Source organism: Mesorhizobium sp. M0088 (genome assembly GCF_040322895.1).
GTDB lineage: Bacteria > Pseudomonadota > Alphaproteobacteria > Rhizobiales > Rhizobiaceae > Mesorhizobium.
This window is the reverse complement of the sequence record NZ_JAMYUI010000030.1, coordinates 45,653-60,251: the sequence shown is the minus strand read 5'-3', so window position 1 is coordinate 60,251 and position 14,599 is coordinate 45,653. Positions and strand designations below refer to the sequence as shown.

General features: G+C 58.0%; 11 protein-coding genes. 4 read left to right on the top strand and 7 right to left on the bottom strand.

Features of this window, described 5'->3' with window-relative positions:
• The first annotated feature begins 298 nt into the window (after positions 1-298).
• From NKJ67_RS29510 to NKJ67_RS29495, 4 genes are all read left to right on the top strand, one after another.
• Positions 299-1,516 carry an NAD(P)/FAD-dependent oxidoreductase gene (locus NKJ67_RS29510; RefSeq protein WP_352584756.1) on the top strand — a complete coding sequence of 406 codons (1,218 nt, stop codon included), beginning with the start codon at positions 299-301 and terminating at the stop codon, positions 1,514-1,516.
• A 21-nt stretch (positions 1,517-1,537) separates the two neighbouring features.
• Positions 1,538-1,894, top strand: a complete 357-nt coding sequence (locus NKJ67_RS29505) for a Rieske (2Fe-2S) protein (RefSeq protein ID WP_352584754.1) — start codon at positions 1,538-1,540, stop codon at positions 1,892-1,894.
• Positions 1,895-2,079: 185 nt separating this feature from the next.
• Positions 2,080-3,054, top strand: a complete 975-nt coding sequence (locus NKJ67_RS29500) for an aldo/keto reductase (RefSeq protein WP_352584752.1) — start codon at positions 2,080-2,082, stop codon at positions 3,052-3,054.
• A 113-nt stretch (positions 3,055-3,167) separates the two neighbouring features.
• Entirely contained in the window at positions 3,168-4,589 is a 1,422-nt protein-coding gene (locus NKJ67_RS29495) for an aldehyde dehydrogenase family protein (protein ID WP_352584750.1), read from the top strand.
• 849 nt (positions 4,590-5,438) lie between these two features.
• Here the strand turns inward: NKJ67_RS29495 and NKJ67_RS29490 are convergent.
• The 7 genes from NKJ67_RS29490 to NKJ67_RS29460 form a co-directional block, all read right to left on the bottom strand.
• Positions 5,439-6,869: a M20 family metallopeptidase gene (locus tag NKJ67_RS29490; RefSeq protein WP_352584820.1), complete on the bottom strand. Its 1,431-nt coding sequence runs from the start codon at positions 6,867-6,869 to the stop codon at positions 5,439-5,441.
• Between the two features lie 695 nt (positions 6,870-7,564).
• Positions 7,565-9,202: an ABC transporter ATP-binding protein gene (locus tag NKJ67_RS29485; RefSeq protein ID WP_352584748.1), complete on the bottom strand. Its 1,638-nt coding sequence runs from the start codon at positions 9,200-9,202 to the stop codon at positions 7,565-7,567.
• On the bottom strand, positions 9,195-10,019 hold the full coding sequence (locus NKJ67_RS29480) for an ABC transporter permease (protein ID WP_352584747.1): 825 nt from the start codon (positions 10,017-10,019) through the stop codon (positions 9,195-9,197). The genes NKJ67_RS29485 and NKJ67_RS29480 overlap by 8 nt, the downstream gene beginning before the upstream one ends.
• Positions 10,020-10,027: 8 nt before the next feature.
• Entirely contained in the window at positions 10,028-10,978 is a 951-nt protein-coding gene (locus NKJ67_RS29475; RefSeq protein WP_352584745.1) for an ABC transporter permease, read from the bottom strand.
• A 12-nt stretch (positions 10,979-10,990) separates the two neighbouring features.
• Entirely contained in the window at positions 10,991-12,571 is a 1,581-nt protein-coding gene (locus NKJ67_RS29470; RefSeq protein ID WP_352584744.1) for an ABC transporter substrate-binding protein, read from the bottom strand.
• Between the two features lie 261 nt (positions 12,572-12,832).
• Complete coding sequence (locus NKJ67_RS29465) at positions 12,833-13,291, bottom strand: Rieske (2Fe-2S) protein (RefSeq protein WP_352584742.1); 459 nt, start codon at positions 13,289-13,291, stop codon at positions 12,833-12,835.
• Between the two features lie 12 nt (positions 13,292-13,303).
• On the bottom strand, positions 13,304-14,446 hold the full coding sequence (locus NKJ67_RS29460; RefSeq protein WP_352584740.1) for an amidohydrolase family protein: 1,143 nt from the start codon (positions 14,444-14,446) through the stop codon (positions 13,304-13,306).
• Between the last annotated feature and the right edge of the window lie 153 nt (positions 14,447-14,599).

The window sequence follows — 14,599 nt, the reverse complement described above, 5'->3', positions numbered from 1 at the left end:
CTGTTTTACCTCTAAACGAACAATGTGGCAGTCCGATCTGTTGCGGTGCTAGAGCCTTCTGCACTGCCGTAGTCGGCGATCGAACAATATGGATCCTTCTGGACCGGCAAAATGCACAAAAGCCACCTATTCCGCGGAGCACAGTTTCTGGCAAGGAGGCGTTTCGAGGTTTTGCTTTGGAAGCTTGGCCGTCTGTGCTGAACGAATTCGCTGGAATTTGACACTGGTGCATCTCCAGATTTTTGTTTCTTTTGTCATATTGGCAACGTTCAAATTTGCCAGGCGCTGAGGAAGGTTTATGGAAACGGTCGTTATCATCGGAGGAGGGCTAGCAGGACATCGTGCCGCCACAACGCTCGCCGAGCTGTGTCCTGAGCAGCGCACGGTGCTGATTCATGGCGAGAGCGGGACACCCTATGACAGGCCGCCGCTGTCCAAGGACTTTCTCTTGGAGGGCAAGAGGCCGACCCTGAAAGGGTCTGAGCTGTATGCAAAGGGCGTGGTTTTGCGGGATGGAACGAAGGCCACTCTCATCGACCCTCTTCGACGCATCGTCCATACTGACAACGGTGATCCGGAACACTACGACAAGCTTTTGATCGCAACGGGATCTCGGGTCCGGCAGCTGGAGAACTTCAATGTGGACCCAGCACAAGTTCATTATTTGCGCACCGAATCAGACGCTTTGCGATTACGCGCGGCTCTTGCGCGCGGCCGACGGCTGGCAGTTGTCGGCGGCGGTTTTATAGGACTGGAGGTCTCGGCGATCGCTCGCCGCTTGGGCTGTCAAACAACGGTCTTTGAGCTGGCGCCGCGACTGCTGCCGCGCAGCGCCTCGCTCTCCTTATCAGAATGGGTCGCGACGCGCCACGCGAGCGAAGGTGGTGAGCTCCGTTTGAACTGTGCAAATCTGCACATGTCGAATAATTCAAGGGGTGAGGTCCTTCTGACTTGGGATGGAGGGTCGGCCATTGCTGACATGGTCCTTATTGCCATCGGGATCGGGCCAAATGCGGAAATCGCGGCTGACGCCGGCATCGACACCGCCGACGGGATCGTTGTGAATGCACGCTGCGAAACGTCCGTCCCGGGAATATATGCCGCAGGAGAAGTGACGAACTATCCTGTGCCCGCGCTTGGCCGGCGGCTACGCAGTGAGAGCTGGACTGTGGCCGGCGATCAGGCAGTTGTGGCCGCACAAGTCATGTGCGGTCTGGATACACAGTATCAGGACCTACCTTGGTTCTGGTCCGATCAGTGCGGCGTAACCCTCCAGTCATTCGGGCTGCCAGCCCTCGCAACGCGCCTGTATCGCATCGGGGACGTCGTGAGCGAACGGTGGCTGGAGATTGGCACCGATGACCATGGACGTTTTGTCAGTGCCGTGGGGGTCAACCCCGGTCGTGACATGACGCAGCTCCGGCGAGACGCAAAGGCTGCCAAGCCCATATCTCCGGATATTATGAGCCGGGCCGAGGAAGTCGATCCGTCCGACCTATACCTGGCAGCTGGCTAATTACGGCAATCGGAGTGAACTGTGACAACAGCAGAAAAGAACATAGATACCGCGCTGCAAAATTCTGAATGGATAATACTTTGCGCCCTTTCCGATCTTGAAGAGGATATGGTAACGCCGGTCGAAATCGACGATAAACGGATTGCTATTTACCTGATCGACAACAAAGTATATGCCACCACCAACGTGTGTTCACACGCGTTCGCTCTTCTTTCCGATGGCTGGCTGGAGGGGACTCTTATTGAGTGCCCTTTGCATGGTGCTCAATTTGAAATCACCTCGGGTGAAGTGGTTCAAGGCCCGGCTGACTGCCCGATCACCGTGTTCGAGACGAAGGTGGAAGGCGGCCAGGTCCTGGTGCGTCTTCCCGTAGCGTAAAGTCGCGCCAGAGCAGGCCGAAACTCGCGGTACATTGGTGCGCGAGCAGGTATTCGAGTGCCTATGGCAGCGCCTTGGACAGACGGCGTCGTCTTTCGCACCAGGTGCCATCGGAGATCTGTGACATCGGTTCGGTCGTGTAAGCCTTGGGTTGCATCGACCAGCTCAAGTTGGGGAGGAACGGGGTGGATTACGTCAACGTTGGAAGGACCGGCCTCAAGGTCTCTCGGATCTGTCTTGGCTGCTTAAGCTTCGGCTTAACTGAGCGGCGCTGGGGTTTGAGCGAGGATCAGAGCCGACCAATCATCAAGCGGGCGATCGAAGGTGGAATCAATTTCTTCGATACCGCCAACACGTATGGCCACGGAGCGAGTGAGCAGGTTCTGGGCCGAGCTGTCCATGATTATGCCCGGCGCGACGAGGTAGTGATCGCGACGAAGGTCTACTACCCGATGCGGGCCGATCCAAACGGACGCGGCCTTTCACGCAAGGCGATCATGGCGGAGGTGGAGGGGAGCCTGCGCCGCCTTAACACCGATTATATCGATCTTTACCAAATCCATCGCTGGGACGACGAAACTCCGATCGAAGAGACGCTCGACTCACTACACGACGTCGTCAAATCCGGGAAGGTTCGGTATATCGGTGCATCCTCAATGGCTGCATGGCAATTCTGCAAAGCGCTCCAACTCGCTGGCAATCATGGTTGGACCCGCTTTGTCTCCATGCAACCGCACTACAATCTCCTCTATCGCGAGGAAGAACGCGAGATGCTCCCTCTGTGCGAGAGCGAAGGTGTTGGCGTCTTACCGTGGAGTCCGCTTGCGGGGGGGCGTCTCGCGCGCCCTTGGCAGGAAGAGCCAGACACCCTTCGCGGGCGGACCGACGAATTGAGCGCGGGCAATTACGCCCGAACACAAGAAGCGGACAAGATCGTCGTCGACCGTCTTACGTCGCTATCGCAAACACGGGGCCTCCCTCATGCGCAGCTTGCCTTGGCGTGGCTGCTTTCGAAGCCGGTGGTGACTGCACCCATCGTCGGAGTGACGAAGCCGCAACATCTCGAGGACGCGTTCGCGGCCGTCGGCATGAAGCTATCGGAAGATGAGGTCAAATTACTCGAGGCGCCGTACGTGCCACATCCAGTTTCAGGACTTTAGCTATAGGCGACGGGGACGGCAGCGAGAGCGCGCGACGCGATACGTTCAAATCAATCTCAATCGCGGACGGTCTTTGATTTCCCAAAAGAGTCGATCAAACTTAGGAGCGGTTAATGGTTCAGCGCATGAAATTCTACATCGATGGCATATGGACAGAGCCCACGTCGCCGAACCGAATGGCCGTAGTCAATCCTGCAAACGAAGAGACAATGTATGAGATAGCTCTCGGGTCGAAGGCTGATGTAGATGCGGCGGTCGATGCAGCCAAACGGTCATTCAACGACTTTTCCAACACATCACGCGACGAGCGCCTCGCACTCCTGGGAAGAGTTATCGATGTTTACCGTTCAAGGTTTGCAGACATGGCGGCATCCATTTCCGACGAAATGGGCGCACCTTTGGGGCTTGCAGACAGAGAACACGCTGCAGCGGGCTTGGCCCATTTTGAAACGATCCGCAGTGTCCTTGAGAAGTACAGCTTCGAGGAGACAATCGGCTCGTCGCTGATCGTGCGAGAACCGATTGGTGTAGTGGGGATGATTACGCCGTGGAACTGGCCCATGAACCAGATAGGGGCCAAAGTCGCGCCAGCGCTCGCGGCTGGCTGCAGCATGGTCCTGAAGCCTTCTGAGTTTACGCCAAGTTGCGCATTGATCTTCACAGAGATTTTGCATGAGGCTGGCGTGCCCCGCGGTGTATTCAACCTCGTCAATGGCTTGGGGCCTGAGGTTGGTGTTGCAATGAGCGAGCATCCTGACATCGACATGATGTCCTTCACTGGTTCGACGCGCGCGGGCGTAGACGTGGCCATCCGATCTGCCGCAACCGTCAAGCGTGTCAGCCAAGAACTAGGCGGAAAGTCGCCCAATATCATTTTGGATGATGCAGATCTTGAGCAGGCTGTCGCCAGCGGCGTCGCCTACATGATGCTCAATACTGGCCAGTCATGCGACGCACCCAGTCGAATGATTGTCCCCGCAGCCAAGATGCGGGAGGCCGCGCGCATAGCGAAAATGGCTGTGGACCAGATGAAGGTCGGGGATCCGCGAGCGGTAGCCACCACCCACGGTCCCGTCGTCAATCGGACTCAGTGGGAGAGAATTCAAGCGTGGATTGAAAGGGGTCTTGCAGACGGCGCGACGTTGGTCGCAGGCGGCACAGGCCTGCCAGAGGGCCTTAATAAAGGCTATTATGTTCGACCAACCATTTTCGCGGATGTAACGTCCGATATGGCAATCGCGCAGGAAGAGATTTTCGGCCCTGTTTTGGTGCTGATGAAGGCCGAGGATGAGGCGCACGCGATACGCATCGCCAATGATACTCCGTATGGTCTTGCCGGCTACGTTACGTCTGGATCGGTCGAGCGTGCTCGCAACGTTGCTCGGCAGATTCGAGCGGGCAGTGTCAACATTCAAGGGGTGTTTGCTGATTATGCCGCGCCATTCGGTGGATACAAGAGGTCGGGAAACGGCCGTGAATGGGGAAGATTCGGGATGGAAGACTTCTTAGAGACAAAAGCGATCGCGGGCTACTAAATCGGATGATCAACAGCGTCCCTTCGCGACCGATTAGCGGCGCACATTCTATCCAGCCGGCCGCGATGTCGGTGAGCACGAGGACGCATGAAACTGCGGCGAGCTATGGGCGACGAGGTCCGCCCCACGAAGCCTGACGCAGGATGGGATCTTCCCGTTCCGCCGACGTCCGAGTGGACTATCGGAGGTTCCGTGTCAGGGGGGTAGTGGGAAGAATGGAGAATAATTCCCAATGACCCGACGCTGAGAACCGAGGATCCCTGATGCGATTGTCGACAAGCTCCTGGCCGGCGCGCCTATGCGAAGACGATCTTCGACCCAACGGCTTGATGCTTGATGGACGAACTGAAGAAGGCGGCGGCGGATTATCAACGCCGAGATGGATCACCATCTCCATGGCCGGCAACAGCCGTAACGGCTACCGCAAGAAGAGGATGAAGGCGACAATGGCGCTTTCGGCATCCACCCGCCGACATCTGCACAGCTGCGGTCTCACCCAATTCCGCCGCCGACGGCTTCTCCATGGCCAGGTACTTCTTTGGCGATAGCGTCCACTTAATCGTTTGCGGATACTATCGCCTCAAAATAGGAGGCGGCCCCCGTACGGATACGAAAATACATCGTGCGTCGATTGTTTCGGATAGACGTCATGGCGCCGCAGCGGATGCGCTCTATTCGCTCGTGGTCACACGACGGTTCTACGGCGCTCAAGACAGACTCTTACGTCCGCCTCGGGTGCTTCGTCACCAGGCACCGCCTGTGCCTTGCGCATAAGGGAGCAGTTCGGCCAGCGCTTCCCTGTATCCCGTTGCGATGCTGTGCGCGTGAGCGAATATTGAGAGCTCGGCTTTATAGCGCCTTCCCACGCAAATCACTGGGCGTGACGTCCAATGGTATTGGGCAGAGGTATGGGCGCCCCCCCGTTTGTTGCTTCAACTCCGCCTTTGCACGAGCGATGATCTCTGGATTGCGTATGCAATCTGCCGCCGTAGAAGCCATGACCTTGGCAGCCAATATCATCCCCTTGTGGGCCGCCGGCAGATCGCCTTGAGTGACCAGCTGCCAACTGTGGAAGGACGTGCCAATGGCGAAACAGGCTGTTTGACACTGTACAGTGGGCACGATCCAGCTGACGTCGCCCACATCTGTCGAGCCGAAATCGAATTGGTCTGTCCCTAACGGTAGAAGGCTATCGTGGAGAAGGTTGTCCTTAAGCGAAACATCGCGACCCACGACGCTGGCCAGCGCATCTTCATCCGTAAGCGCCATCTTGCGAAGCTGCTTGGCGAACTCATAGTCAGCCCCATCAAAGGGGGGCGGGCCGACACGGCGCATGTTCTCGTACATAACATCATACAGCGCTTTGTTAGGCAAAATGTTCGAGTAGCCGCCAGTGATTTGCACTTTGACAGATGTCTCGGTCATAAGCGCAGCGCCTTCTGCAATCTTTTGCACGCGCGCGAACACCCGCTCAGCATCTTCCCAGTTCGGAGAACGAATAGAATAAGATGACTCGGCATACGCCTGCACGACGTTGGGGAACTCACCGCCAGCGTTGATAATGGCATAGTGAACGCGAGCGTTTGAGGGCATGTGCTCGCGCATGTAGTTGACGCCAACATTCATTAGCTCGACTGCGTCGAGCGCGCTGCGCCCCAGATGTGGATCCGCCGCCGCGTGCGCTGCGCGACCGGTAAAGGAGAAACGAGCCCACTTTGCGGCGTTGCAGGACTTTGTTAGCACTTCGTTAACCACCGCCGGATGCCAGCAGAAGGCGACATCGAGATCGTTAAAGGCGCCGGCTCTGGCCATAAAGGCCTTACCCCCTCCAGCTTCCTCTGCCGGGCAGCCGTAAAAGCGCACGGTACCTTCAATACGTTCGGCTGCGAGCGCGTCCTTTAATGCAACAGCTGCAAGCGCCGAGCCAGCGCCGAGAAGATTGTGCCCGCAGCCATGACCTGGTCCACCCTCGGTCGAGCTGGGCTCCGTTGCACTCGAGACTTGAGCAAGATCGGGAAGCGCATCGTATTCTCCGAGAATGCCGATTATGGGGCTGCCCTTGCCGAGTTCAGCGATGAAGGCGGTTTTCATGCCGCCGACATTCCTGGTGATACGAAAACCTTCGCGGTCGAGCATAGCGATGTGCTCTGCAACCGAGCGATGCTCCTCAAATGCTATTTCTGGCATTGCCCAGATGCGGTCGCTTAAGGCGCTGTAGTCGGCAGCTTTCGCATTCACGTGACGGACGATTTCATCAAGGCTAAGAGGGTCATTTTCCATAGTTACTGAATTCCCTGAGTCACTGCTGTCGTTCAAGCGGGTAGGTCCTGATTGTTAGAATTAGTCCGCTCTCTGAAGAGCCATGCCCGGTTAATGTACATTCGGTTCTCTCGATGAACTCGGTTCCGCCAAGCGAATTAAGCATTGAGCTCCAACACATCGGTAGATGCAGATCGCAGAAAATCGCATCAGTACAAAGCCACCCTCAGGTGCCTTAGTGACCGTGGCAGCCTGACGCCCACAGAGATAAGGAGCGCGTCTGCGTTAATCCGGTTCTTTGCTTTTGTGAGGCGAGCCGGCGGAGTCCAATAAGCTCACAGGCACGCTAACGCAGAATCTGCTTTGATCGCGATCCTACTTGAGAGTGCCAAATCAGTACACCTGCAAAACTTAGATCACGCATCGTTATAATGCCGTAGCCGAATTCATCCGAAGGGGCATCGACGCCGGAACGCCAGTAGTGCGGTTCGAGCAACGCCGTAAGAATGCTCGTCACTATCTTGCAGCCTCCCGTTGCGTAGTCACCCACGATGTCTTCACGCGCGACCGGCTTGCCATTGCGTCATTGCGTTCTCTCGGAACCGAACGAGTGAAAAGACCCGGCTCGAAGGCCGGACAAGGTTGCGCGGATGGAGGGAGGCACCGGCGCAGGGGAACTTCATTGAACTGGTGTGGTATCGCGAAGAGTCACATCGCTAATTCCCCGCACTCGCCATCTTCCGCCCGGCGGTCGCCTTCTCCAGCCAGCCGAGCTCCATCTCCGGCACGGACGACAGCAGGAGATCGGTATAGTCGTCGAACGGCGGCTTCAGCACCTGGCTCTTCGCCCCATAGCGCACGACCTCGCCGCGATACATGACGGCGATGGAATCGGCGATCGACTTCACAGTCGCGAGATCGTGGGTTATGAAGAGGTACGCCACCTGCTCGATCTGCTGGAGATTGAGCAACAGCTTCAGGATACCGTTCGCCACCAGCGGGTCCAGGGCCGAAGTTACCTCATCGCAGATGATGAGCTTGGGCTTGGCCGCCAGCGCACGGGCAATGCACACGCGCTGCTTCTGGCCTCCCGACAGTTCGGCAGGATAACGGTCGATGAAGCCCTTGCCCATCTCGATTTCCTCAAGTAGCTCCTTGACCCGTCGGTTGCGCTCGGCACCCTTGAGGCCGAAATAGAAGGTTAGCGGCCGGCCGATGATGGTGCCGACGGTATGGCGCGGGTTCATCGCCACATCGGCCATCTGGTAGATCATCTGAAGCTGGCGGAGGTCTTCCTTGGTACGGCCGCCGAGTCGGTTGGAAAGCTTACGGCCCTCGAAGCTGATCTCACCCTGCTGCGGCGGCAGCAGGCCGGTGATCGCCCGCGCCAGCGTCGATTTTCCAGAGCCGGATTCGCCGACTACAGCCAGCGTCTGGCCGGGATGGATATCGACCGAGACGTTCTTCAACACCTTTAAAATGCCATTGCCGTAGGCGGCCGTGACGTTCTTCACCGATAGGATCGGTTTCGGCGTCGGCTGCTTCTCTTCGTGATCGAGACGGTGCACGGAGACCAACGCCTGGGTATAGTCCTGCTTCGGCTCCTTGATGATCTGACGGGCGGTGCCCGTCTCGACCATCTTGCCATGGCGCAGCACCATGATGTCGTCGGCCACCTGCGCGACAACGGCAAGGTCATGGGTGATATAGAGCGCGGCGACACCTGTGGCGTGGATTGCTTGCTTGATCGCGGCAAGCACGTCGATCTGCGTCGTCACGTCGAGCGCCGTGGTCGGTTCGTCGAAAATGATCAGAACCGGCTCGGGGCAGAGCGCCATGGCCGTCATCACGCGTTGCAATTGTCCGCCGGAGACCTGGTGCGGATAGCGCTCGCCAATATTTTCCGGGTCGGGAAGGCTGAGCTTGCGGAACAGCGCCACCGCCCGGCGCTCGGCCTCGACGCGGTTGGCTAAGCCGTGCTTGAGCGAGCTTTCCACCACCTGGTCCATCAGCCGCTGGGAGGGATTGAAGGCCGCCGCCGCGGATTGCGCGACATAGCATACTTCATGGCCGCGCAGTTTGCGAATGCCGTTCGTACCCTGCTTAAGGATATCGCGGCCGTTGAGGATGACCTCGCCGCCGGTGATGCGCACGCCGCCGCGGCCATACCCCATCGGCGAGAGGCCGATGGTGGATTTGCCCGCGCCGGATTCACCGATCAGGCCCAGCACCTTGCCCTTCTCGAGCGTCAGCGACACGTCATCGACGATGGTGATCGTCATCGGCTCTTCGCCGGGCGGATAGGTGGTGGCCTCAATGCGAAGATTGCGGATGTCGAGCAGCACATCAGCCATTGCCGCGCCCTCCCTTGAGATCGGTGGTGCGGTTCAGGATCCAGTCGGCGACCAGGTTGACGGAGATGGCGAGCGCGGCAATCGCCGCAGCCGGGATCAGCGCCGCCGGGATGCCGAAGACGATGCCATCCTTGTTCTCCTTGACCATGCCGCCCCAGTCCGCTGCCGGCGGCTGCACGCCGAGGCCGAGGAAGGAGAGAGCGGAGAGGACGAGCACCGCATAGATGAAGCGCAGCCCGAGTTCCGAAACCAGCGGCGAGAGCGCATTCGGTAGGATTTCGGCGAAGATCACCCACCACTTGCCTTCGCCGCGCAGTTTGGCGGCCTCGACGAAATCCATGACGTTCAAGTCCGATGCGACCGCGCGTGACAGGCGGTAAACGCGGGTCGCATCGAGAGTGCCCATGACGAGGATCAACGTGACCAGCGTCGAAGGCAGGACCGAGAGCACCACCAGACTGAAGATCAGCGTCGGGATTGCCATCAGCAGGTCGACGAAACGGGACATCAACATATCGAACCAGCCGCCGACCACCGCAGCGGTGAAGCCGAGGATTGCGCCCATCGAGAAGGAAAGCAGTGTCGCCAGAACCGCGATAAGGATCGTCGTCTGGGCGCCATAGATCATGCGCGAGAGCAGGTCGCGGCCAAGATTGTCGGTGCCGAAGAGAAATTTCGCCGATATCGGCTCCCAGACTCCGCCGGCGATGTCGCCGAGGCCGTAGGGGGCGATCCACTTCGCAAAGATAGCCACGAGGAAGAAGAGGGTGGTGACAACAAGGCCGATCAGCGCGCCGGTGGGAATACGTCTTGGCATGGTGCTCCTTACCTCGGATGCCTGAGGCGCGGATTGGCGAGAATGGACGCCACGTCGGCCACGACATTGAGGAAGATATAGACGGCGGCGAAGATCAGGCCGACGGCTTGGACCACGGGCACGTCGCGCATGGCGACATGGTCGACCAGATACTGCCCCATGCCCGGATAGACGAAGATCACCTCGACGACGACGACGCCGACCACGAGATAGGCGAGATTGAGGATCACGACATTGATGATCGGGGCAAGAGCATTGGGGAGAGCATGCCTGCGGATGACCTCGAACGCCGTCAGGCCCTTCAGTTCGGCAGTCTCGATATAAGCCGACTGCATTACGTTGAGGATCGCGGCCCGCGTCATTCGCATCATATGTGCGAGGATGCCCAGGGTCAGCGCGGCGCAGGGCAGCGCGATCGCCTTCATCCTGTCGAGGAAGGGCATGCCGTCATAAACGGTAGAAATGCCTGGGAAGATCTGGAACTTCACGGCAAAGAAATAGACCAGCAAGTAGCCAATGAAGAATTCCGGCACCGAGGTGGAGGCAAGCGCCAAGCCCGAGATCAGCTTGTCAACCGGGCGGTTATGATGATGCACGGCGACGAGCCCCAGGATGACGGCAAGCGGGACCGCCGCGATGGCCGCCCAGAAGGCGAGGAACAGCGTGTTCCACAGCCGCTCCCTGATGGACGTGGCTATATCAAGCTTGGTCGTCAGCGCAGTGCCCAGGTCACCCTGCAGAATTCCGAACAGCCAGTGGAAATACCTGACATACGCAGGGTCGTTGAGGCCCATTTCCCTTCTGAGATTCTCGAGCGCAAGCGGCGTTGCCGTTTTGCCGAGAATGGCCTGCGCAACGTCGCCCGGCAGGAGATTGGTACCGGCGAAGATCAGAACCGAAACGGCGACTAGCAAAAGGATGCCCAGCGCAACGCGCTGGGCAATAAGCTTGGGAACCATGGTCGTGCGGCCTCAGGCCTGCAGCCAGCATTTGGACAGTGCGTAGCCGCCCATAAGTTCCTGGTTGCCATCCGTGGCCCAGCCGCCAACCTGCGGCCCTGTGGCATCGATGAAGTCGTTGAACATTGGAAGGATATTACCGCCTTCGTCGCGGACGATCTGGCCCATGTCGGAATAGAGCTTCTTGCGCTTGTCGGCATCGAGTTCACCGCGGGCCTGTACCAGCATCTGGTCGAACTTCTCGTTGGAAAAGTGTGACTCGTTCCATGGCGCTTTGGACTGGTACTCGAGGGAATACGTCATGTCCTGGGTCGGACGGCCGCCAAAATAGCTAGCCTTGAAGGGCATTTTATCGAATTCTGACCAGTAGCCGTCGCCCGGGTCGCGCTTGACCTCGATGGTGATCCCCGCCTTGGCCGCACTCGCCTGGAATAGCTGAGCAGCTTCCACCGCGCCGGGGAAGCCGACGTCGGACGTGTGAAGCAGCACCGATCCCGAGTGCCCTGACTTCTTGTAATGGAAGGCTGCCTTGTCCGGATCATACTTGCGCTGCTCCATTTCGGTAAACAGCGGATAGGTCTTGCTTATCGGCGTGTCATTGCCGAGGGAGCCATAGCCCCCCAGGATCTTCTGGACCATCTCCTCGCGGTCGATGGCATGTTTCAGCGCGAGCCGCAGGTCGTTGTTGTCGACGGGCGCCGTGTCGCACTGGCAAACAAACATATAGTGGCCACGGCTGCTAGCGTTGCGGATGGTGATGGCAGGGAAGCGCTTGAGGAGTTCAACCACTTTCGGATCGACACGGTTGATCATATGGACCTGCCCGCTTTGCAAGGCGGAGTTGCGCGCGGTCCCGTCGTTGATGACGACGATCTCGATCTGATCGGCAAAGCCGCGATCGGCGCGCCAGTAACCTCCGAATTTTTCGCCGCCAGATCGAACACCCGCATCGTGCACGGTGATCTTGTACGGACCGGTTCCGATGCCGGCGGTCGGGTTGTCGTTGCCGCCATTCGGCTGGACCACCACCTGGTGTGCGGTCATTATGAACGGAAATTCGGCATTGGCTTCTTTGAGCGTGAAGACCACGTTCTGGCCGTCGACGGCCATCTTGTCGATGCCCTGCAAAAGCGGGAACGCGCCGGATTTCGAGTTGGGCCCCGCATGGCGCTCGATGGTGGCCAGCACGTCGGCGGGGGTCAACTCCTTGCCATCGTGGAACTGCACGCCCTTACGGATCTTGAAAGTCCAGACCTTGGCATCCTTCGAGGGGCCCCATTCCTCGGCAAGTCCCGGCTGCACCTTTCTGTCTGCGTCCAGCTCAACAACCGTTTCGCCCCACTGACGGCTGAAGATAAATTGAAATGCATCCGTCAGAAGCACTGGATCGAGACTGTCCGTGGCCGCTCCACCCTGCAGCCCGGCTTTGAGCAAGCCCCCCTTCACGGGCCCTTCTGCCATTGCGGCCGTGGCAAGCAGGTTGTTGGCAAACGCTGCACTGACCCCGAGCACTGCGGCCCGACCTAGAAACTCACGTCGGGACAGCTTACCTTTCGCGACGCGCTCGCTGAGAAAACCCATTTCGTCAATCATCTTAGTTCCCCTTTCTCCGTGCATTCGTTGGTTTATTCTCTGCTACCCGCACGAGGGTTGCCTAGCTAGTTAATCGCCGCAGGTCGTGCGATCTTCCAACCTGCGGCTCGTCTCCGAAGAAGGCCTCATATTCCGATCGATAACGGCATGCGAGATTTCCACCAGCGCGCCGATGCCAGCATCGAAAGTGGCACACTTAGCTTATCGAGCTTGGCTGACATCCCATGTTTCAAACCGCTGCAATCAGCCTAGAAGGTCAACTTAGAGGTGTATGTAGAGAGTAGGTCGACGGCTACCGTTGGTTTCCTCGACCGACACACGGTAGGTGTCGACCGATGGATCCTCCTCCGTGCTCCCCACGTCGACGTCGGCGCAGTTTGAGGTCTTAAGCTCCACACTCACGGGATAGCCGCGCACGTAAATCTTGTGCGGATTGAACACGGACTGGCCCGTTTTGATCGCAAACTCCCAGCCGTGCCACGGACATCGAATTATTTCGCCTTCTTGCTCGTACTCGAACTGCCCTGGCGTTCCGCCCTTGACCATTCCGTCGATAATTCCTCTACACAGAGGCGCGGCTTTATGTGGGCAGCTGTTGCGAACGGCATAGTATTCGTTGTTGACGTTGAAGATCCCGACACTCCGGCCTGCTATATCGACAATGCGTCGTCCGCCAACCGGGATCTCGTCTGCGTAACAAACTTCATATTTCTTGGGCACCGGTACCTCTCCCTACGCGGCCTGAGAGATTGCTGGTAGCGACAGTTTGTATGTCTCGATGGCATTTTCTGCGAAGATGCGTCGGCGCAGATCCTCTGGCTGGTCGGACAACGTCATCATCGGATCATCCGAATCCCAATGCGGGAAGTCGCTCGCAAACATCAGTGTTCGTGAACCACCAATCCAGTTGATAATCTGCTTTAGCGCTTCCGGATCGGCGGGCTCATCCAATGGTTGGGTGCCAAAACGAAAATGGTCCATCAGGTACTCACTTGGCAGCTTTTTTACCCATGGAGTCCACCGGCGAAGTCCCTTCCAATCGAGATCCATCTTCCACATCAGGGGCGCCACCCAGGCAAATCCGCTTTCGACCATCGCCACTTTCAAGGTCGGGAACTTTTCGAACACACCTTCGAAGATGAAGCTCGCTAGGTGCACAGCATAAGATGGCGGACGCAGCAGACGCATTTCGATATAGTAACTTGGCCATCCGGCCGCCGAGGGCGGCGGATTGATGCCCGTCCCTTCTGAGCCGAAGTGCATCGTCACCGCTAATCCGTGTCGGGCGCATGCTTCGTATATCGGATGATAAAAGCGCTGGCCAAAGGGGCGAGGTGCACCACAACTGAGCATGACTCCGCAAACGGAAGGATGTGAGCCAAGCCTATCGATTTCAGCCGCTGCCCCAAGGGGGTCCTGCGAGTTGATGGCGAGATTAAGTCTAAACCTCGCATCCTTGGCGATCCAATGCTCCATTGAGTAGTCGTTAAAAGCGCGGCACAGAGCACTCCCATAGTCGACGTCGGCGAGCGCGCTCGCCGTTTGCGCAGGGCCGCCCGTAAGAACCCCCAAATCGATACCATGTGCGTCTAGCAACAGCTTACCGCAACTCTGCGCGTCGCCATTACTACCTAATATTTCGCCATTCTCTTGCGTTTCAAAATCCACCCGAGTTCCGTGATATCCTCCGCTAGAGGCGTGGGGGTCCATTTCAATGCCACCGAAGCCCCACTCCGCAAAACGCTCAGCATTGAACTTGCTGAGATAAGGAAATAGTTCCGATTTTGTCCGGTAGCAGTGGTGGACATCGGTGTCCACAATTGTGAGTTTTTTCCGACTGCTCTTGACTAACCCGGAATTCATCTTTTTCTCCATTGGTGTTCTCAATCGGGAGCATGAAGCGCACGCAGGTGATGTGCTTGTCAGGACGATGGCAGCTTTGTCAGCTCATTGAAATATACAGTTCGCCCCAAAGTTGGCCATCACACCAATGCAATGCTCGGCGTTGATACAGGGCCCGCTCAGCCC

Coding starts and splice junctions, on each gene's coding strand:
- NKJ67_RS29510 (WP_352584756.1), top strand. CDS start 299: ATGGAAACGGTCGTTATCATCGGAGGAGGGCTAGCAGGACATCGTGCC.
- NKJ67_RS29495 (WP_352584750.1), top strand. CDS start 3,168: ATGGTTCAGCGCATGAAATTCTACATCGATGGCATATGGACAGAGCCC.
- NKJ67_RS29490 (WP_352584820.1), bottom strand. CDS start 6,869: ATGGAAAATGACCCTCTTAGCCTTGATGAAATCGTCCGTCACGTGAAT.
- NKJ67_RS29485 (WP_352584748.1), bottom strand. CDS start 9,202: ATGGCTGATGTGCTGCTCGACATCCGCAATCTTCGCATTGAGGCCACC.
- NKJ67_RS29480 (WP_352584747.1), bottom strand. CDS start 10,019: ATGCCAAGACGTATTCCCACCGGCGCGCTGATCGGCCTTGTTGTCACC.
- NKJ67_RS29475 (WP_352584745.1), bottom strand. CDS start 10,978: ATGGTTCCCAAGCTTATTGCCCAGCGCGTTGCGCTGGGCATCCTTTTG.
- NKJ67_RS29470 (WP_352584744.1), bottom strand. CDS start 12,571: ATGATTGACGAAATGGGTTTTCTCAGCGAGCGCGTCGCGAAAGGTAAG.
- NKJ67_RS29460 (WP_352584740.1), bottom strand. CDS start 14,446: ATGGAGAAAAAGATGAATTCCGGGTTAGTCAAGAGCAGTCGGAAAAAA.